Below are 18,656 nucleotides of genomic sequence, written 5' to 3' on the forward strand. Positions count from 1 at the left end.
AGAAAAGCTGCTGCGCTAAACATTCGGAAAACAGTTAAATCTTCCCTTTCCGCCGGCAGGCAGCGAAAAGGGAACAAAATTATGATTTAATTTTATTTGCAGCAGCCTGAATCACAGCCACAATTGGAATCAGAACCGCCATCGGAATCGGAACCACAGCCTGAATCACAGCCACACCCGGAACCGCAGCCATGGAAATCGGGTTCAAGCCCTGTTTCAACAATGGTAATATCAAACTCAAGGGTTTTGCCGGCCAGGAAATGGTTGATATCCATTTTGACCGATTCTTCCCCAATTTCGGCAACAATCGCAGGAACAGGCTGTCCCTGGGGATCTTGAAGTTCAAGCTGTAAGCCTTTCTCCAAGGGAATTTCTTCAGGAAAATGCATTTTGGGGATGTCCACATAATGCTCTTCATTTCTAAGGCCGTAACCATCTTCCGGTTTAATCACCACAGTCTTTTTTTCACCGACTTTCATACCGATAACCGCCTGGTCAAATCCCTTGATCAGCATGCCTGAGCCAACTGTGAACTTTAAAGGAGTTTGTCCTTGCGATGAATCAAATACTTTGCCGGTTTGAAATTTACCCGTATAGTCAACCGATATGGTATCCCCCGATTTTACTGTGTCTGTCATTTTTCAATCCTTCAGGGGAATCTCCCCTTTTTTAAGGTCTTTGGTTTTAAACTCAAAGCCCTATAAGATAATATAAAACTTGCATCTGTCCACCTTATTATTATATTTTCGGCTATAATTTAAAAAAACGGTTATGTATCCATCAAACAAAAACCTTTGCAAAAGGAGTCATTATGGAGCTGATTAAAATTATTATTGCGGTTATTCTTCCGCCACTGGGCGTGTTTTTACAGGTCGGCATCGGCAAGCATTTCTGGCTTAATATCATTTTAACTATTTTAGGTTACCTCCCTGGTATCGTCCATGCGATATGGGTTATTGCAAAAAACAAATAACACCCTGAATTCCCAACAACTCCGGGCCATAATAATGCAAGGCCCGGAGCCGTCACATCCTGTTTATTTTGATTCCATACATCTTAAATATTAAGACCATTATCATGGACTTCAATCTTTTATATGCCAAGACTAAAAGAAAATAAATATATAATTTTGTTTGCCTTGACTAACAAATATTCGGTCTTAATTTATCAAACATATAGTAAACACCACACGGGGAATAAACTTCCCTTTATATATAAGCGAAACTCAAAAAAAGAGGATACTGAAATGAAAAATATGCCATCAAGAGACATCACCGGAAAATGCAAAGAAGGTGAATGCAGAAATTTAGTCAGGGAAGGCGAAGAAAAACGCCAGAAAGAACTTAAAGCCTATGCCTACAGTGGAGGATCAACCAAAAGTGTTCCATGGGCAAAATCCAGAAATGAAGCACCAGGATTTTATGGCGGCCATGTATGATTTATAACCGCTGAAAAACAAACAAAGACCATCTAATTTTCCTCACAAAAAAGCCTTAAAGCAGCCCTGGAATTAAGGGCTGCTTTTTATTTTTACACGCTGTCGGGACTTCATCATGCCTGATACACAGTCACTTCTTTTTCAATAGAAGCTAAAAGATTTTTTTCAACTCCATTGCCAATCCTTTCTCCTGTTTGCTCATGCCTTGAAGAGACAAGTGAAATACCAGCCTTTTCATTATCCATTACTCCCAATTTCGTAATATCAGTTGCCATTTTATCAGTTGCTATTTCATTATTTTCGCCAACCAAGACAATCAAATCAGTTACAGCAACTTTCATCTGCTCTGCCTGGGCATTCATCTTTTCAGCGGATAAGGCAGATTCTTCAGCATTTGCAGCATTTTGCCGGGTTACCTGATTCAAAACGGCAACTGTCTTATTAATCTGATCAATTCCCTGGGTCTGTTCCTTAGAAGCAGCAGCAATCTCACCCAGAAGTTCTCCTACCTTAAAGACACTTATCGCCACATCAGCAAAAGCATCATTGGTTGTATTAACGAGTTCCGATCCATCTCTTACTTTTTTGACTGTGCCTTGAATCAAATCGGCTGTACCTTTAGCAGCTTCCGCAGAGCGCATGGCAAGATTTCTGACCTCATCTGCAACCACTGCAAATCCAGCTCCTGCCTCACCCGCTCTTGCAGCTTCAACCGCTGCATTAAGGGCAAGAAGATTGGTCTGAAATGCGATTTCATCAATGGTTTTTATAATTTTTTGTATCTTTTCACTTGCAGTTGAAATTTCTTCCATGGATGTCGTCACCTCTCTCATGGAATCATTGGCCTTTCCAATAACAAGAGTTGCTTCTTTCATAAGGGTATCTGCCTGGTTGGCGTTATTTGCATTTTGTCTGGTCATGGAAGACATTTCTTCAAGCGAGGAAGATGTCTGGTCCAGTGATGAAGCCTGCTCGTTAGCGTCATCAGCAAGAGATAAGCTTGCTGATGATAATTGACCGGCAGCTGCTGCCACCTGGTTCGATCCTGTAGAAAAACCGGTAATGCTGCGATTAAGGGGCTTTGTAATTGAACGGAGGATACACACACCTGCGATTACTAAAGCCAAAACAATGGAAAAGACAGCAATAACATTCATCCAAAACAGACTGTGATCAATATGAATCAACTCCTTTTCAGCATAAGACACAATTTCTTCTATGGCCGCCTGTACCTGGTTACGGATAATGTTAAGATCGTTCTCAATGGCAATTTTATTGTTCCAAAATGTACGAATTTTTTCTACCTGTTCCGGAAGAAATTCGATAGTTGCAACGGTTTGTTTGCCATAATTAAGGAGATCACTGTCTTTAATAAATTTACTGACAAGGGCGATATCTTTTTTATCTTTTTGGATCTCTGCAAAAATCTCTTTTAAACGACCGAGAAACGCTTTTTCATCCTGATGAAGAAAAAAATCCTGATTCATACTGAAAAGCAGTTGCTGCACCCAAAACATCGTGTCCTTTGCTATTTCAGCAAAATTTTTCAAATTTTCATCAATCTCTTCCACATTAATCATTGCCAGCCCGATCTCAGCATCTATTTCTTTCATGGTTGCAATGGTCTGCTCATTGAGTTGAAAAACACGTTCATCCAACTTGTCAATTTCGCTATCAAAAGAACTAACAACTTGAAAAAGATTTTTAAAACAATCATGATATTTTTTGATGAGCTTGCTTAAACCAAGAATTTCTTCTCCCTTACCCTTGATTTCATGAGTTTGCAAAACGCTAATAGATTTATCAATTTGTTTGATATATTTGTTAAGTTTATCGGCAGTTTCTTTTTCATGCTGATTTAAAAAATTTTTTTCTTCGACGATTGCGCCCATGAGCGAACTGTTTATTTCTCCGAGTCTACGAACACTCGTATTAAAACGATTAGACTTCTCAGCCAACACACGAGTGATACCGAACTGAAATCCTATCATAACAATGCCGAGAATGATCAATGCCGCAATTTTTGTCGATATTTTCATAGTGGTTTCCTTTAAATACTCAACAGACTGCTACAAAATAAAAAATCTGATTGATTTGTTCATAACATATAAGAACATTGCTATTACAACATGATGTAGACCAAATGGAGAATTTTTTAATTTTTGTAACAGCCTGTAAAAAAATATTATTTAGTAAAGACCCTCCTTTTTTTACAAGTATAATATTTATTGTATCAACTGATTGAGTTCATCAATCGTTGCCGCATCATTATAAATTCCTGCAGCTACCTGGTAAGGAGAATTCGGCACCTGTAAAACATAAGTAATTTTCCTGGATGGCGTTTTTTCCCCTACTTTTGGCCACATATAATCAACCCATCCACCATTGGGCCTGTTGGCAACATCACAAAATTCTGCAAAAAAATATTTTCCATTCGTATCTTTTATATTCATGAGCTGCATTCCGCATAATTTCGGTTTAATAGGATGAGCTGCATCAGTCCCTTTTTCGGCATGGATTACCCAAACATAGGTATCTTTCCAAACCCAACGTCCGTTTCTATCCATAAACTCAGCCAACCCATTGTCGCCGGTTTTGTTGAGAAATGCAGCTGCATCTTTCACCTTTGCGACAACTTCTTCAGAGGTTGCGTTATCAGTTGCAAAAACACAGGGTGCCATGACAGCGGTTAAAAAAATTGCAATCAACAAATTAATAACACTTTTCATCTTTACGCCTCCCAATCTTTAAAATTAAAATATTTCTTAAAAATTATTCATACTTCTGCAATCTATAAAATAGAAAACTATGTTATATAATATCTATGAGTCAAGTCTTTATTTTATAATAATAATTTCATTATAAGCAAAACTTCTAAGCTAAAAGTATACCAAGATCACTTATTAAACTATAAGTAATTCATATTTAATAACAATATGAACACACCACCTTCATCGCAGACCTCCTCTCCTCCCTGGCCTGGAATATCAGGGCCATAGAGGCAAAGCCGAAAGCGGCACTGGATAGAATCCAGGGCCGCTTTTGTTTTTAACACGCTGTAAGGATATTTTTTTTTAAAAGGATATCTTGTCGCCGGGTTTGGGAATAAACGTATCATATCCTTTTTGTTCAAGGTGCTTTGCAAATGCAGCACTTTGAGATTCTTCCCCGTGAACGATTCCGATTTTTTTTATTCTAAGATTTGACTGGGTGATGATTTTTTCAAGTTCGTTCTTATCTCCATGGGCACTGAATCCGCCTATTTTTTCAACCTTTGCCAGCAGCGGATAGCTTTTACCCAGTATCTTTAATTCAGGGGGTTCAGTGTTTTCCCCTGACTGAATATTGTCAAAACCCAGTTCCTGAATCCGTCTGCCCAGAGTATTCTCAGCCATGTATCCCACAAGCAGAATTGTATTTTTAGGATTATGAATCTTATACCGAAGATGGTGCAATATTCTGCCGGCTTCACACATGCCCGAAGCAGAAATAACAACATGGGAGGAGGTATCCTGTGTCAGGCGCATGGACTCTTCAACGGTCTGAACAAACCGGATTTTATCAAAAAGGAACGGATTTTTCCCTTTTTCAAGAAAGGTTTTATGGGTTTCCTTATCATAGCTTTCCGGGTGTTCACCAAATACCTTTGTAATATTGGATGCAAGTGGACTGTCAACATATACAGGATGTCTTGGAACCTCTCCTTTGTCGTAAAGTTCATGAAGAATATAAATCAATTCCTGGGTTCTGCCGAAGGCAAAAGAAGGAATAATCACAGAACCGCCTCTTTCAAAGGTGTCGTTCAGGACTTTTTTAAGCCTTTTTCCCAGATCTTCCACCGGTTGATGCAGCCTGTCTCCATAGGTACTTTCCGTAATGAACAGATCAATGTCGCGGTCTTCTTCATCAAACACCAATGTAGGGTCTTTTAATATCGGTTTTCCAAACCGGCCCACGTCCCCTGTATACAGAATCCGGGTGGTCTTACCATTGTTTTTGACGGTTACAACTGAAAAAGCAGACCCCAGGATATGACCGGCCACATAGAACTTTACCGTGGTATCTGCACCAATGGTCACCGGATAATTAAAAGGATACCCATCAATAAAGCTAAGAGACTGCCTTGCCTGCTCCATGGTATAAAGAGGGGTAATAATATCCAGTCCATGCTGTTTTTGAAGATCATTAATAGCTTCATTGTTGAGTTCATATGCATTTTTTTTCAACATTTTTTTGATGTTGTTTTTTTCTTTGTTGGACACCTTTTGTTTTATATTGTTATTTTCCAGTTGATATAAAAAAGATCTGATAGACTTGTAATTCAGATACTGAGCATCCGATTCCTGTATATGACCGCTGTCCATCAGCATATAATCCAATGCATCTGCCGTGGGCCGGGTGGTCACTATCCGGCCCGCAAAATCCTTACTGGTCAGAACCGGGATGCGTCCCGAGTGATCAATATGTGCATGGGATAGAATCATGTTGGTAATCTTGGTTCTATCAATGGAAAATATTTTATTTTTTTCTTTGCTTTCTTTTCGTCTTCCCTGGAACATACCACAATCAAACAGTATCCGGTCCGTACCCGTATCCAGAAGGTGCATTGATCCTGTTACCTCACCTGCCGCGCCATAGAATGTCACATCCATAAATACCTCAATCGCTGTTGTCGGATTAATAAGGATCACAAATTTTATAACTTGAACAAAATAGCTTGTATTTTTGCTCAACTTAATTTTATTTGTGATCCTAAAATCTTTTTATTTGTTAAAAACTTTTTTCAAAAGTTCAGTTGTCCGCTTTGCCGGATTTTGCCGTATGGCTGCCTCTTCTTTTGCCATATAATAAAATATGCCGTCCATTCCCTTTTCAACCACATGATCGGTCAGGTTGGCTTTTATATCCGGTACAAACGGAAGGGATTTGTATTCTTTCATCATATTGTCATAAGCCTTTACCGCTCCCACTTCAGACAGGCTGGTATCAATCACGGGCTTCATTTCATCGGCCAGCTGCGGAGACATTTTTCCCTTAAAATACTGGGTGGCGGCATCGTCAGGGCCATTGTAAATCTCGTTCACATCCTGAAGGGTCATCATGGAAATGGCATCCACGAACAATTGTTTCGCCCTTGGCGTTGCAACCTCTGCCGCCCGGTTCAACTTTAATTCAAGATCCTCAAACAAAGAGGACATGCCGACCTTGCCCAGCATGAATTTCACCTTATCAAGGCTTGCAGGCAAAGGAATGTGAATGTTTGCATCATTGTTAAATCCGTCTGTTGCACCCAATTGACTCACAACATTTTGAGAACCAACCTTAAGAGCTTCTTTGAGGCCTGAACCGATCTCTTCAACCGTCAGCGCACTTATTTTATCGCTCCCCCCAAATGACTTTAACAGTTCACTGCCTTTATCCAGCCAGGAATTACCGGCAAAGGACTGCACACAAACCATCAGAGTAACAATGACAGCCGCCTGCATAATCCATATAAATTTATTGCTCAGATATCTCATTTTTTTCTCCATTATTAACGGGTTGTTAGTTAGTCATACCGGGAAACAGGCCTTTAAACTGCTTTTTCAAATCTTCTTTTACAGATTCTATTTTTTGTTTCTGATCCTCTTTTGTTCCCAAAACATCTTTTAATCCTTTTACATCCGGAATACCTCCACTGAGCATGCCTTTAAGGTCAGGACGAATTTTAGGAGACTCAAAAGCACCGGTTATCAAGACAGGAACCATCACCCCCGATCTTTCTTTGGTATCTCCCTGGCCTTTCAAGGTGGCGACAAATTTTGGCTCCACCCTTAAATCAAGCATTTCTTTTGCAAGATTGACGTTTCCTGTAACAAGTAGCCTAATCAAAGGAGAAGTAAGGCTTGTTCCGATTGTATTCACAAGGCCGTTTTGAGCAGTAAACGGAATTTTAAGTTCTGCAAAATCCGTTCTCGGCTTTTCCTGTAATTGTTCTCCCATTCCAAAACTGGTTTTGACGTTCCGCACCATACCGGCAAGGTCAAAACCGATAATGGCACCGTCAACAAACAAAAGTTCCCCTTGCCCGGTCAAGGTCTGCTTGATCATATCAGGTGTTTCACCAGTCATAAAAATCCCCAGATCCGCTTTCAGTGTTCCTTCGATCAACTCCTTTTGCAAGACGTCTTTCATCAAGGGTCCGGCCTGGATACCTTTGGCATTAATGGTCATTTTTGTTTGAGGATCATTTTTTTGAACATTAAGTTCAACAGTTGATGCTATATTACCCTGGTAAAGATCCAAGCCTAACGGATCAATTTTAACAACGCCGTTTTTTGCCATAATATGGACATCAATATTTTCAATAGTTGCGCCATGGGCCTTTAATTTATCTACCTTTACTTGCCCGTCAAGAACCAGTTTTCTTAAGGGGCTGTAATCTGTTTTCTTTTTTGCAGGAGCTGCTTTTGCAGGTTCAATTTTTTCCGGTGTTGTTTCTTTTGCCAAAGGTTCAGGCAGATACCGGTCAAGGTCGATTCCGTCCAATTGAATATCAAACTTTAAATCGGGTTTGGAAAACGCTTTTGCCGAAGCTGAAAATACCGCTTTGGAATCATCCATAACAAACACACCATCAGACAAAGAGACGTTTTGCGGATTACCTTTTAAGCGGACTTTAAAAGAGACGGCATTTAATACAGCCGGGTCCTTTGTCAGGACAGGAAATTTTTGGTCCAGCGCAGCAAATAATTTTCTGGGTGAAAAAGAAGACACATCCACTTCAAGATCAAAATCCCTTCCTGCCAGGACATCAATAAGATTACCTGTTAAACTTACTTCCAGTTCTTCCAAAGCTTTTAACACAAAATCAAGGGCAATTGTTCCTTTGCCGGGCTCCTTGCCAATGGGACCGGCTGTTCCGTCAAGGGAAACGGGTTTGCCGTCAACCTTTGCGCTCAATGAAATGCCCACTGGATTTTCAAGACTGAGATTGGCCAAATTCAAATTCAGATCCGAGATTTCTTTTTTAAGATTTGTTGCCTGATCCAGATAGATCAAGCGGCCGTTTGTAATGGAAAAATTACCGACCATCAGATCCTCAATCGGCAATCCCCGGCTTGTTGAAGGTTCTTGCTTTTTCTCTTTTATCTGTTTTTGATCCTGAATCTCTTGTTTCCCCTGTTGTTGACCCATCCCCTGCCAGTTGGCTTTACCGTTTTTTAATTTTTCCAGGTAAATCACTGGGGTGTCCAAAACAAAGGTTTTTACTTCTATTTTCTTTGACAACAGCGGCATAACCTTGAGCCTGACCTCAAAATCCTTCACTGATACCATATCATTTTGGCTGTACCCGGCAGGACTACCCAGGTGAAGATCCGTCAATTTCACCCCAACCCAGGGAAAAACGGAAATATCCATCTCATCACCGAGTGTAAAGGATCGCCCTGTCGCTTGTGCAACTTTTTGCTCAATCATGGGTTTATACTTTTGGATATTAATAACTTGAGGAATGATAATGATGGCTGCAATGACAAGAACTAAAAAAACACCGCCTGAAATTAACAACCATTTAAGAATGTTTTTCATGGGTCTTCTCCAACTTTTTTTATAGTATATGTTTAAAACACCTTATACTCATGACGTTCTATAATTTTCAGACAGAAAACCGTACTCATTATATTTTTATTCATCTTATGCTTACTATCCAGCACATCACAGACAGTCAAAATCAAAACCTGATTCATCCTTCAAAAAAAACATAGTTAAAACCCCTGATTAAAATCAGCAGCAAGACTGCTGAGATTAAAAAGAGGTTTTTATTTTATACTGATTATAATGCTGCGAGTGCCGCGTCATAATCAGGTTCATGCGTAATATCGTCAACCATCTCAGCATACAAGATTGTATTGTTTTCATCCAGGACAATTACCGCCCGTGCTGCCAAACCTTTTAATGGGCCGTCTTCGATCAAAAGACCATAGTCCTTTAAAAAATCAGGGCTGCGAAACAGCGAGCCTGTCACCACATTGTCAATGCCCTCTGCACCACAGAACCGTTTATGTGCAAAAGGAAGATCAAAGGAAAGACATATGACCTGTGTATTTTCAAGATCTGATGCTTTTTTGTTAAATGTTCTTACGGATGTGGCGCAAACATCCGTATCAATACTGGGAAAAACATTTAAAACTTTTCGTTTCCCTTGAAAATCCTCCAAAGAAAACTCTGATAAATCCTGTTTAACGGCAACAAATTTTTTTGCCGCACTCCCCTTACCCGGAAACTCACCTGCCAACTGAACAGGATTTCCTGCTAATTTAGTTGTGGCCATTGGATATCTCCTTTTCCATGATCAATGATTTGTATTAAACTTCTCGTACCCTTTGAATCATGTTCTTTTTTAAAAAAATGTTCTTTCTAATAGTAATGGTTTGGTCGATTTTTTCAAGATGAATTCCAAAAAGATAGTTTTTGATAAGGGGGTCTGCTCTGAACAATTTGCCCCCTTGTTCCATTAAGTTTTCTTAAGGGAAAGAGAAATTCTTTTTCTTTTCACATCAACTTCGAGAATGGTTACGGTTATTGCCTGCCGGACGGTAACAATCTCGTTGGGGTCTTTGACAAAGCGATCTGCCATCTGGCTGATATGAACAAGACCGTCCTGGTGGACACCAATATCGACAAATGCTCCAAAAGCAGTAACATTGGTAACAATTCCCGGTACCTTCATACCGGGTACAAGATCCTTGATCTCATGAATGGTATCATCAAAAGAAAAGGGCTGGAATGATTTTCTTGGATCACGTCCGGGATTTGCAAGTTCCGTTACAATATCCTTGAGGGTCGGCATACCAATGGTATCGGTAACATATTGATTCAAATCAATCTTTTCGATTACTATGGTATTTTGCATTATATCTTCGACATCAAAACCTGCATCGTGCGCCATCTTTTCGACAACACCATAGGATTCAGGATGAATGCCGCTTCTGTCCAGGGGCTTTTGTGCATTGCGAATTCTTAAAAACCCAGCTGCCTGCTCAAATGCCTTTGGCCCCAGTCTCGGCACTTTCAGCAACTCTTTTCTTGATCTGAACGGACCGTTTTCATTGCGAAACAAGACCATGTTGGCGGCAATGGTATCATTGAGACCTGACACACGAGCAAGCAATTCCCTGCTGGCCGTATTAGCCTCAACCCCGACCCGATTCACACAGGAAACCACCACGTCGTCCAGGGACTTTTTCAATAGTTTCTGATCCACATCATGCTGGTACTGGCCCACACCAATGGATTTGGGGTCCAGCTTGACCAGTTCCGCCAGAGGGTCCATAAGCCGCCTGCCAATGGAGACAGCCCCCCTGACCGTGATATCGTAATCCGGAAATTCTTCTCTTGCCACTTCGGAAGCCGAATAAATGGATGCCCCGCTCTCATCCACCATGACAAGGGGAATACTTTTGTCCAGGTTCAGCGTTTTTATAAACGCTTCGGTCTCCCGGCCTGCCGTTCCGTTACCCACGGCAAAGGCCTCTATTTTGTATTTTTTCACAAGGCTTAACACGATCTTTTTCGCTTTTTCATCATTTCCCAGATTGGGAAAAATAAGATCATGGTGCAAAAGCTGCCCCTGGGCATCCAGGCAGACAACTTTACATCCGGTTCGAAACCCTGGATCAATGGCAAGAATTCGTTTCTGGCCCAGGGGGGCGGACAGCAAAAGTTCCTTTAAATTTCCGGCAAACACATTGATTGCAACATCATCAGCTTTGGCTTTTAATTGATTTACACACTCTTTTTCAATGGATTTTGACAGCAACCGCTTGTAACTGTCTTTTATTGCAGACTTAACTTCCCCTGCACATCCTGATTGCTTTTTTATGGAGTGATTTTTTATGTACCGTCTTTCAATTTGCTGCAAGGCCATGTCTTCATCCGGCAGGACATGGACGGATAGAACCGTTTCTTTTTGCCCCCTTAGCATGGCCAGTATCCGATGGGAAGGTGCAGCAAAGGCTTTCTCAGACCAGTCAAAATAATCCTCAAATTTGATACCGTCCTCTTCTTTTCCCTTTTTTACCATAGATTGAATCTGTGCCGTATCAACAAACAATTTACGGATATCGGCACGGACATCGGCATCATCACTGACAATTTCCGCAACAATATCCCTGGCACCAAAAACGGCATCTTCAACCGATTCAATGCCTTTTTCAAAAGACACATATTTTTTTGCTTCAATAAGTGGGTCCTGGTTTGATTGATCCAGAAGGAACAGCGCAAACGGTTCAAGGCCTTTTTCCCGTGCAATGCTTGCCCGGGTTCTTTTCTTGGGCCGATATTTTTCATACAGATCCTCAAGCTCGGTCATTGAAGGTGCGGTTTGAATATCCGCCTTAAGGGATTGAGTTAAAAGGTCACGGTCTGTCAAGGATTTGAGAATGGCCTCTTTTCTGCTGTTCAGGGCATTCAACTGCTCGATCCGGTCCCGGATGCCGGTAATGGCAACTTCATCCAGAGACCCGGTCTTCTCTTTTCTATACCTGGCAATAAAGGGAATGGTGGAACCCTGTTCCAGCAGTTGAGCAACCGCTGAAACCTGTGACCTGTCCAGTTTCATTTCCGAGCTTATGCTGTCTATCATTTCCATGGGTACACCTGATAAAGGTTATGGGATAAATAAAAATTCATTGTATTAAAAACAGATGATCTGTTTCAGCTCTTTTTTTTGTGTAATTCATGGCATCAAATGAGAAAAAAGAACCCGGGAACCGATAAACAACAGAACAATCCCCCCGAAAATTTCCATGCGTTTGCCAAACATCACACCCAGTTTTGTTCCGATCTTAATGGCGGCAAATGACATCCCGGCTGTGATCACACCGATCATGACGCTGGGATACCAGATATCCACATCCAGCATGGCAAGGCTCAAGCCAATGGCCAGGGCATCAATGCTGGTTGCCACACTGAGCATTACCATGGTCATTCCCCTGGACGGATCATTTTTATGAATTTCAGATGATTTATCCATGCCTTCACGGATCATTCTGATACCGACAACGGCCAGAAGAAAAAAAGCTATCCAGTGATCAAAAGTTTTAAAATGAGACACAAACTTAATACCCATGCCCCAGCCCAGCACCGGCATGAAAAACTGAAACAGCCCGAAATGAAAGCACAGGCGAAATTTTGCCCTGGCATTGTTTGCAAACCCTGCGGCAGCCGAGGCAAGAGAAACAGCCGAAGCATCCATGGCAAGCCCTACTGCAATGATTATGATTTCAAATGTTGTCATGTATCTTTTCTATAATCTGTTTTAAGTTAAAATACTGCAACCTATAAAAAATCATTCCATAATGCAAACTGAAAAACATGACTGATACACCTGTTTTTTTAGGCAGTACCAGTTGTCCTGCTTGATATTCACTGTAACATCATGTAATCTTGATATTTACATGAAAGTCCCGGCAATACTATTCTTGACTTTCATGCTTCATTATGGGCAAACCAAAAAAGAATACAAAGAGATACCAGGCATGCCCATGCCAGTGGCCTGAATTTTTCAACCTGTAAAGGAGAATGACCATGGACAAATCCAACACATTAACCATATTGAAAAATGCATTTCTCATAGAAAGAAAAGGAAAAAGTCTTTACGAAAAAGCCATGGATCACGCAACAGATGATTCGGTAAAAGCCTTTTTCAAAGACCTTGCCGATGATGAGCAGGAACACATGAACATCCTGGAAAAACAGTTCAAAGCCTATATGAAAAACGGCAAATTCATGGCTGGCGGTTTTGAAAATGACGGCGGAGCCGTAACTCCGCCGGATATTCTTGATGACACCTTAAAAAACAGAATCAATGCTGCAGGCTTTGAAGCCACGGCCATTACCGCAGCCATCGGCTTTGAGGACAAAGCTGTAAAAATGTACGCCCAACGGGCCAGGGAAGCCACAGACCCGGAAGAAAAAAAAATGTACAAACAGCTTTCGGCCTGGGAAAAAACCCATTTAAAAAAACTGATGGCACTGGAAGCATCTTTGATTGAAAGCGTCTGGCACGACAACAGCTTCTGGCCGTTCTAAATTTTCTTTTGAACCTTTGCCATTTCCACCACCGGCAGGGGTTCAAAGGGTTTTCCCGGGATCAGGTTTAAAACTTTCTGGGGCATGCTGCGGTACAGCAACCGGACGGTCACAGTGGACCCTTTTCCAGGAAAAGTCGGCAGTTTGATGGTTTGGGTGACGCTCTGCTTTGCCTTTATCCTGTTGTCCGAAAGCACCTGCCTGGCCTTTGCAAGATTGATCACAGGTTTGCCCTTTCCATCTCCAAAAACCGTTCTAAAGATGAGGGCATCTTTTGGCAGCACATGCTTGTCATCCAAAACACCTGCCTGAAACCGTGTCTTACCGGCTTTATCCAGGATGGTGATTTCAAGCCATACCTGTCGAAGGTCACCTACACCCGTGGGAATCGAGTGCCCTGCACCACTATTGGTGACCGTGACCTTCAGTTTTTTTTTCTTGATCCGGGAGGTATCAACCGACAGGGTGGCTGCATTTTGAAGCCGTTCAATGGCCATTTCACCTTTTATCTGTCCGTCAAATTTCCCCGGAACCGCAGCATTGGCACCCACAAAATAGTGAGTAAAAATATGAGGTCTTTCATCACTGTAATCGGTTGCAGATCCTGGATTTTCAGGCCTTGGTGTAGATCCTGTGGCAGGAATGCCCGGACGCTGGTACATATGGCATCCCTGGCATTCAACTTTTTTTTGCGGATCTGTAGAATTATAGGGACTGTTTTTCCATTCCGTGTATGTGGTTTCAAGATCAGTGCCGAATGTCACATGCTTTACATCATGGCAGGTGCCGCAAATTCTGGATTCAGTATGCAACCCGGAGTATTGAGCCTCATGAAAATCAGGTTCACAATCATCAAAAGGCCCGTACTTGATGCCCGGATCATCTTCTCCCTGGCCAGGATTGAGTACAAGGCCATTATTATACATCTGCTTTATTTTATGGGCGGAATGGCAGTAATCACACTGGATACCCTGCGCTGCAATCTCAGGTGTTTTGGACAAATCATCAGACACCTTTTTGGGAAATCCGGTAATATGCCCCACAGGAGTATGGCATTTTACACAGGATTCGGCTTCCTTTATCTCTTCCTTGTCTGTCAGGCCTTTGCGAAGAAATTGTGCCACCCTTGAATAGACAGGATCTTTATGGGCAAGGTGATGCATGGAATTTTCCCATTGTTCAAAAATTTGGGAGTGACATTCACCGCAGGTGTCGGGTGAAACAAACCGGTCGATCTCAATTGCACCTTTTTCCATTGTATTTTCATCAATTGCATATTGGGATGATGCAAAAAGCGTTGCTGCCGCAAGAAGGATACCCCCGGAAACCACGATTATTATTTGTTTTACCATTCCCTTAAAATCCTGCATTTTTCCCTCCCATTTTATTTTATAAACCCTCCGGGATATTCCTTGGTTTCCCCTTCCATTGTCAGAACCGTCCAGTTCCCGTTTTCTTCTTTTGCTGTAACCAGGCAGTCCAGGCGGGTGCCGTCATTAAAGGTGATAAAACACTCACCTGTTTCATTCAAAGTGTTGACCCGAACAAATTTTTTGTCTTTTGCAATTTGCCGAAAGGTCTGTGCCGCTTTTTCAATGGCAAGAATTTTATTATATTCCCCTTCATCTATTTTTTTGATTTCCAGGCGCAAGTCATTGATCTGCTTTTTCTGGTCTGCAATTTTGTTAATAACGTTTTTTATCTCCGTTTTGTTATCAGATGGTATGGAAACCAGAATCTGTTTGTGCAGTTCCATATCGGCTTCAATAAAATTAATTTTTTGCAACAATCCTTTGATTTTTGAACTCATATATCACTCTTTTTTTTGTTTTTGGTTCTTTGCCTGACCGGCACCTTATTTTTTATTGATTCATGATTTGCACAGGTTTCCTTGTTCAGCAGCTTTTTGATTGCCCTTGACAAGCCATTCAAGTAACCTGATCATGATATTTTTTTTGTTCTTTTTTTTCTCTTTCATGACCTTTTTTCACCTCCTCGTATAACTGCCTACTTATGGAATACCCATACTGTTTTAATTTTTTTTCAAGCTTCCATTAATTCCATCATAATGTCAAGGGGCATATAAGCCATTATTCGGGTAAATGTTTCTTGTTTTTAAACAGATCAATAACGCGTAAAAAAATTCTGGTATTTTATCAATGTCTCATGTAGCATTTGCAATGCATCTGGGGTGGGAACACACCCTGGGAAAGCTAATGTTTTTTTGCAAAACAGAAACATACAAAAGGCAGGAAACACATGAAATATGGAGCAATGAATTTTCCGATCAAACCGGTACTTGAGGAGCTGGAAAAAATTTCAGGCCTGGGGTTTGATTATCTTGAACTTACCCTGGATGCGCCCTATGCCCATTACACAAAAATCCTGGAAATGGAAAATAAGCTTGTCAATGCCCTTAAACAGCATTCAATGGGACTGGTATGCCATCTGCCCTCATTTGTCTATACAGCGGATCTTACCCCGGGCATCCGTGAGATCTCTTTAAAGGAGATGATCCATTCCCTTGAAACAGCCGCCCGGATCGGTGCCCAAAAAGCGGTGCTGCACCCAAGCTATATCAGCGGATTAGGACCTTTGGCAATGAAAACAGCCGAAGGTTACGCCCACCAAAGCCTTTGCACCATCATGAAACAAGCCGATCATCTGGGAATACAGCTGTGTTTTGAGAACATGTTTCCAAATTACCACTCATTTTTCGATCCCAGCCATTTTACACGAATTTTCAAAGAATTTCCTGATCTGAAAATGACCCTTGATGCCGGGCATGCCAATATTGATGATCCCGGCAAAACAAAATTGTATGAATTCATTCAACGATTTTCCGACCGGATCAGGCATATTCACATCAGTGATAATTCCGGAAAAAAGGATGACCATGCCAGGGTCGGAAACGGCACTGTTAATTTTAAAAAATTTATAAGACTGCTCAAGCAGTCAGGCTACGATGATACCATCACCCTTGAAATTTTCTCCCCGGATACAAAGGATCTGGTCAAAAGCCGTGATCAAATCGCATTATTGGTTAACTCAGCTTAAAATATACAAAGCCATATTATCGATCCCAAAAAAAGTTCTTTATTGTATTGAATATTCAAGAATAATAATTAAATCAAAAATGATTTTTATTTTATCTTGATCATTGAGGCTGGCCAACCAATGGATGAGATGCGACCTTTGTAAGGTTGTATTATACCATCAACTTGACCAGCCTTTTCATTTTTAATTTGGATTTGCCATTCCAAATAACTGCCACAGGCAGACCTGGTATTTTATCTTGGTTTGCTCACAACAGAACATGAAAGTCTCTGTTTGGGTTTTTGAAGCCTTTTATATAAAAAAAACTGGATCATAGAGTGATACAAATTCCTATTAAGGCGCTCTTCTCTTGACCAAGCCGATGACTAAGGTCAATCCTGCTTAAACAATGAGATCCATGATGAGTGATGTTTCAATGAGGTACTTTACTCAGCAGGATGGACTGCTTCCCAGCCACCTCCCAGGGTTTTGTAGAGTGTCACCAAATTCGCCACAACCCTTCCATCGCTCAGGGCCAGCGCATCTTCAAATGAGAGTAAAGAACGCTGGGCATCCAACACATTAGAAAAATCAATAAGCCCTGCCGTATACTGATCCTGGGCCAACTCCGCAGCCCGCTGGGCGGCCGCCACCGCCTCCAGTAAACGATCCTTTCGGACCTGCTCTTCGACAAATGCAGTCAGGGCATTTTCCACCTCTTCCAGTGCAAAAAGAACACTTTGTTCGTATGCCAGCAGAAACTGTTCCTGAATGGCGGTCTGTACATCAATATTTTTTCTGATACTTCCTGCGTCAAAAAGCTTCCATGACACACCTGGACCAATACGCCACACCCTGCTGGACCACTCCAGAATATCGCCTGCTTTTAGAGACTCCAAGCCGATTGATCCCAGCAGATTGAACTTGGGATAGAGATCGGCTTCAGCCACTCCGATACGGGCGGTTTGGGCTGCCAGTTCTCGTTCTGCTTTTCGGATATCCGGACGACGGCGAAGGGCATCGGCCGGAACGCCAACAGCAACAAGAATGGGGGCACTCGGGATTACATCATGTGCTTTGAGCATTCCATGAAGAGCGCCAGGCATCTGACCGACAAGAACTGCCAGCCTGTTTTTGGCAGCTTCCAGACCGATACGAAGAGTTGGAAGTTGGCTTTGCGTGCTTTTCAGGTTGTACATGGCCTGTTTAAAAGCCAATTCATCGCTTAATCCTGCTTGATAACGAGATTGGATTAGCTCAGAGGTCTCTTTCTGGGAGATAATATTGGCCTGTGCTACATCCAGCCGGGTTTGGTAGACCCTCACATCAAGATAGTTGAGCGCAACTTCGGCAGTGATGGAAACCAGGATATCTTTAAGCTGGGCTTCACTGGCCTGCAGATCGGCATCAGCAGCTTCATTGGCTCTGCGGATACCGCCGAAAAGGTCCAATTCCCATCCGGCATCAAGCCCAATAGCAAAGATATCCGACTCTTTTCCAGTCCCATTTGAGGTGCTGCCGGAACCTTTTCTATAATAGGATGTATCACCATCCACAGTCGGATAACGACGGGAATTGGTGATGCCTCTCTGGGCACTGGCCTGCCTGAGGGCTGCCATTCCCTGCTTCAGACTCAGGTTGGCATCGATCGCTTTGCTCATGAGATCAATTAACAGGGGATCTTCCAAGGTCTCCCACCAAGTGGTAAGATATTGCATTTCATTGATTTTAGGGAACGTATCGCTATTGACACTTTCAGATGTTTCATCTTCATTTTTCGGACCGTCAAGTTTTTCTCTGAGGCCGTCCTGAAGTTTTGTGTGCCAATGCCCATCTGCCTGGGTTTTTGGCGGGGTGTAATTGGGACCGACAGTGGTGCAACTGGCAAAAAACACAGTAAAGAGTGCCAGTATAAACACCCGACCCAAGGTTTTCGGTGGGTGGGATGGAATGTGTTGAAATTGATTTTTCAATGTTAATGTCAACTTTTCAAGAGTTTTTATTAGGCTATTCATTAAAATTCCCTTTTCAATATCTTCAATATCACCATAATTCAGATGCCGAAGATATGATTCTTCGACACCAATTACAATTACGGTCTTTCTGTCAA

The 18,656-nt window shown here is 41.8% G+C and carries 17 protein-coding genes; 4 read left to right on the forward strand and 13 right to left on the reverse strand.

Annotated elements, in window-relative coordinates; translation table 11 throughout:
• Positions 1-92 precede the first annotated feature (92 nt).
• Positions 93-638: an FKBP-type peptidyl-prolyl cis-trans isomerase gene (locus tag TOL2_RS20090; protein WP_014959113.1), complete on the reverse strand. Its 546-nt coding sequence runs from the start codon at positions 636-638 to the stop codon at positions 93-95.
• A 173-nt stretch (positions 639-811) separates the two neighbouring features.
• Here TOL2_RS20090 and TOL2_RS24395 point away from each other — a divergent pair, with 173 nt between their 5' ends.
• Both TOL2_RS24395 and TOL2_RS20100 read left to right on the forward strand, forming a co-directional pair.
• Entirely contained in the window at positions 812-973 is a 162-nt protein-coding gene (locus tag TOL2_RS24395; RefSeq protein ID WP_014959114.1) for a YqaE/Pmp3 family membrane protein, read from the forward strand.
• A 273-nt stretch (positions 974-1,246) separates the two neighbouring features.
• Positions 1,247-1,438, forward strand: coding sequence for a hypothetical protein (locus TOL2_RS20100; protein ID WP_014959115.1), 192 nt, complete (start codon positions 1,247-1,249; stop codon positions 1,436-1,438).
• Between the two features lie 113 nt (positions 1,439-1,551).
• Here the strand turns inward: TOL2_RS20100 and TOL2_RS20105 are convergent, their stop codons facing one another.
• From TOL2_RS20105 to TOL2_RS20140, 9 genes are all read right to left on the reverse strand, one after another.
• Positions 1,552-3,477, reverse strand: a complete 1,926-nt coding sequence (locus TOL2_RS20105; RefSeq protein WP_014959116.1) for a methyl-accepting chemotaxis protein — start codon at positions 3,475-3,477, stop codon at positions 1,552-1,554.
• Between the two features lie 186 nt (positions 3,478-3,663).
• Positions 3,664-4,167 carry a cache domain-containing protein gene (locus tag TOL2_RS20110; RefSeq protein ID WP_014959117.1) on the reverse strand — a complete coding sequence of 168 codons (504 nt, stop codon included), beginning with the start codon at positions 4,165-4,167 and terminating at the stop codon, positions 3,664-3,666.
• A gap of 345 nt (positions 4,168-4,512) precedes the next feature.
• Entirely contained in the window at positions 4,513-6,090 is a 1,578-nt protein-coding gene (locus TOL2_RS20115) for an MBL fold metallo-hydrolase RNA specificity domain-containing protein (protein WP_014959118.1), read from the reverse strand.
• A 111-nt stretch (positions 6,091-6,201) separates the two neighbouring features.
• Complete coding sequence (locus TOL2_RS20120) at positions 6,202-6,957, reverse strand: DUF4197 domain-containing protein (protein WP_014959119.1); 756 nt, start codon at positions 6,955-6,957, stop codon at positions 6,202-6,204.
• Between the two features lie 25 nt (positions 6,958-6,982).
• The gene (locus tag TOL2_RS20125) at positions 6,983-9,007 is read right to left on the reverse strand and encodes an AsmA family protein (RefSeq protein ID WP_014959120.1); all 2,025 of its coding nucleotides are present in this window, start codon (positions 9,005-9,007) and stop codon (positions 6,983-6,985) included.
• Between the two features lie 244 nt (positions 9,008-9,251).
• Positions 9,252-9,749: a thiol peroxidase gene (tpx, locus tag TOL2_RS20130; RefSeq protein WP_014959121.1), complete on the reverse strand. Its 498-nt coding sequence runs from the start codon at positions 9,747-9,749 to the stop codon at positions 9,252-9,254.
• Positions 9,750-9,783: 34 nt separating this feature from the next.
• Positions 9,784-9,933: a hypothetical protein gene (locus tag TOL2_RS25030; RefSeq protein ID WP_158406149.1), complete on the reverse strand. Its 150-nt coding sequence runs from the start codon at positions 9,931-9,933 to the stop codon at positions 9,784-9,786.
• The gene (locus tag TOL2_RS20135) at positions 9,933-12,068 is read right to left on the reverse strand and encodes a Tex family protein (protein ID WP_014959122.1); all 2,136 of its coding nucleotides are present in this window, start codon (positions 12,066-12,068) and stop codon (positions 9,933-9,935) included. The genes TOL2_RS25030 and TOL2_RS20135 overlap by 1 nt, the downstream gene beginning before the upstream one ends.
• Before the next feature lie 87 nt (positions 12,069-12,155).
• The gene (locus TOL2_RS20140) at positions 12,156-12,716 is read right to left on the reverse strand and encodes a manganese efflux pump MntP (protein WP_014959123.1); all 561 of its coding nucleotides are present in this window, start codon (positions 12,714-12,716) and stop codon (positions 12,156-12,158) included.
• Between the two features lie 290 nt (positions 12,717-13,006).
• Here TOL2_RS20140 and TOL2_RS20145 point away from each other — a divergent pair, with 290 nt between their 5' ends.
• On the forward strand, positions 13,007-13,510 hold the full coding sequence (locus tag TOL2_RS20145) for a ferritin family protein (protein ID WP_014959124.1): 504 nt from the start codon (positions 13,007-13,009) through the stop codon (positions 13,508-13,510).
• Here TOL2_RS20145 and TOL2_RS20150 read toward each other — a convergent pair.
• A complete protein-coding gene (locus TOL2_RS20150) occupies positions 13,507-14,880 on the reverse strand; it encodes a multiheme c-type cytochrome (RefSeq protein WP_014959125.1) in 1,374 nt (457 codons plus the stop codon). The two genes, TOL2_RS20145 and TOL2_RS20150, sit on opposite strands and share 4 nt — an antisense overlap.
• A gap of 14 nt (positions 14,881-14,894) precedes the next feature.
• Positions 14,895-15,320, reverse strand: a complete 426-nt coding sequence (locus tag TOL2_RS20155) for a hypothetical protein (RefSeq protein ID WP_014959126.1) — start codon at positions 15,318-15,320, stop codon at positions 14,895-14,897.
• Positions 15,321-15,769: 449 nt separating this feature from the next.
• Here TOL2_RS20155 and TOL2_RS20160 point away from each other — a divergent pair, with 449 nt between their 5' ends.
• Positions 15,770-16,567, forward strand: coding sequence for a sugar phosphate isomerase/epimerase family protein (locus tag TOL2_RS20160; protein WP_014959127.1), 798 nt, complete (start codon positions 15,770-15,772; stop codon positions 16,565-16,567).
• Positions 16,568-16,992: 425 nt separating this feature from the next.
• Here the strand turns inward: TOL2_RS20160 and TOL2_RS20165 are convergent, their stop codons facing one another.
• Positions 16,993-18,561, reverse strand: coding sequence for an efflux transporter outer membrane subunit (locus tag TOL2_RS20165; protein WP_148278159.1), 1,569 nt, complete (start codon positions 18,559-18,561; stop codon positions 16,993-16,995).
• Positions 18,562-18,656 lie beyond the last annotated feature (95 nt).

Source organism: Desulfobacula toluolica Tol2, assembly GCF_000307105.1.
Classification (GTDB): domain Bacteria; phylum Desulfobacterota; class Desulfobacteria; order Desulfobacterales; family Desulfobacteraceae; genus Desulfobacula; species Desulfobacula toluolica.

Excerpts from the sequence above, each read along its gene's own strand:
- TOL2_RS20115 (WP_014959118.1), bottom strand. The coding sequence starts at position 6,090 with ATGGATGTGACATTCTATGGCGCGGCAGGTGAGGTAACAGGATCAATG.
- TOL2_RS20160 (WP_014959127.1), top strand. The coding sequence starts at position 15,770 with ATGAAATATGGAGCAATGAATTTTCCGATCAAACCGGTACTTGAGGAG.
- TOL2_RS20145 (WP_014959124.1), top strand. The coding sequence starts at position 13,007 with ATGGACAAATCCAACACATTAACCATATTGAAAAATGCATTTCTCATA.
- TOL2_RS24395 (WP_014959114.1), top strand. The coding sequence starts at position 812 with ATGGAGCTGATTAAAATTATTATTGCGGTTATTCTTCCGCCACTGGGC.
- TOL2_RS20090 (WP_014959113.1), bottom strand. The coding sequence starts at position 638 with ATGACAGACACAGTAAAATCGGGGGATACCATATCGGTTGACTATACG.
- TOL2_RS20140 (WP_014959123.1), bottom strand. The coding sequence starts at position 12,716 with ATGACAACATTTGAAATCATAATCATTGCAGTAGGGCTTGCCATGGAT.
- tpx (WP_014959121.1), bottom strand. The coding sequence starts at position 9,749 with ATGGCCACAACTAAATTAGCAGGAAATCCTGTTCAGTTGGCAGGTGAG.
- TOL2_RS20105 (WP_014959116.1), bottom strand. The coding sequence starts at position 3,477 with ATGAAAATATCGACAAAAATTGCGGCATTGATCATTCTCGGCATTGTT.
- TOL2_RS20155 (WP_014959126.1), bottom strand. The coding sequence starts at position 15,320 with ATGAGTTCAAAAATCAAAGGATTGTTGCAAAAAATTAATTTTATTGAA.
- TOL2_RS20120 (WP_014959119.1), bottom strand. The coding sequence starts at position 6,957 with ATGAGATATCTGAGCAATAAATTTATATGGATTATGCAGGCGGCTGTC.
- TOL2_RS20125 (WP_014959120.1), bottom strand. The coding sequence starts at position 9,007 with ATGAAAAACATTCTTAAATGGTTGTTAATTTCAGGCGGTGTTTTTTTA.
- TOL2_RS20135 (WP_014959122.1), bottom strand. The coding sequence starts at position 12,068 with ATGGAAATGATAGACAGCATAAGCTCGGAAATGAAACTGGACAGGTCA.
- TOL2_RS20150 (WP_014959125.1), bottom strand. The coding sequence starts at position 14,880 with ATGCAGGATTTTAAGGGAATGGTAAAACAAATAATAATCGTGGTTTCC.
- TOL2_RS25030 (WP_158406149.1), bottom strand. The coding sequence starts at position 9,933 with ATGGAACAAGGGGGCAAATTGTTCAGAGCAGACCCCCTTATCAAAAAC.
- TOL2_RS20165 (WP_148278159.1), bottom strand. The coding sequence starts at position 18,561 with ATGAATAGCCTAATAAAAACTCTTGAAAAGTTGACATTAACATTGAAA.
- TOL2_RS20100 (WP_014959115.1), top strand. The coding sequence starts at position 1,247 with ATGAAAAATATGCCATCAAGAGACATCACCGGAAAATGCAAAGAAGGT.
- TOL2_RS20110 (WP_014959117.1), bottom strand. The coding sequence starts at position 4,167 with ATGAAAAGTGTTATTAATTTGTTGATTGCAATTTTTTTAACCGCTGTC.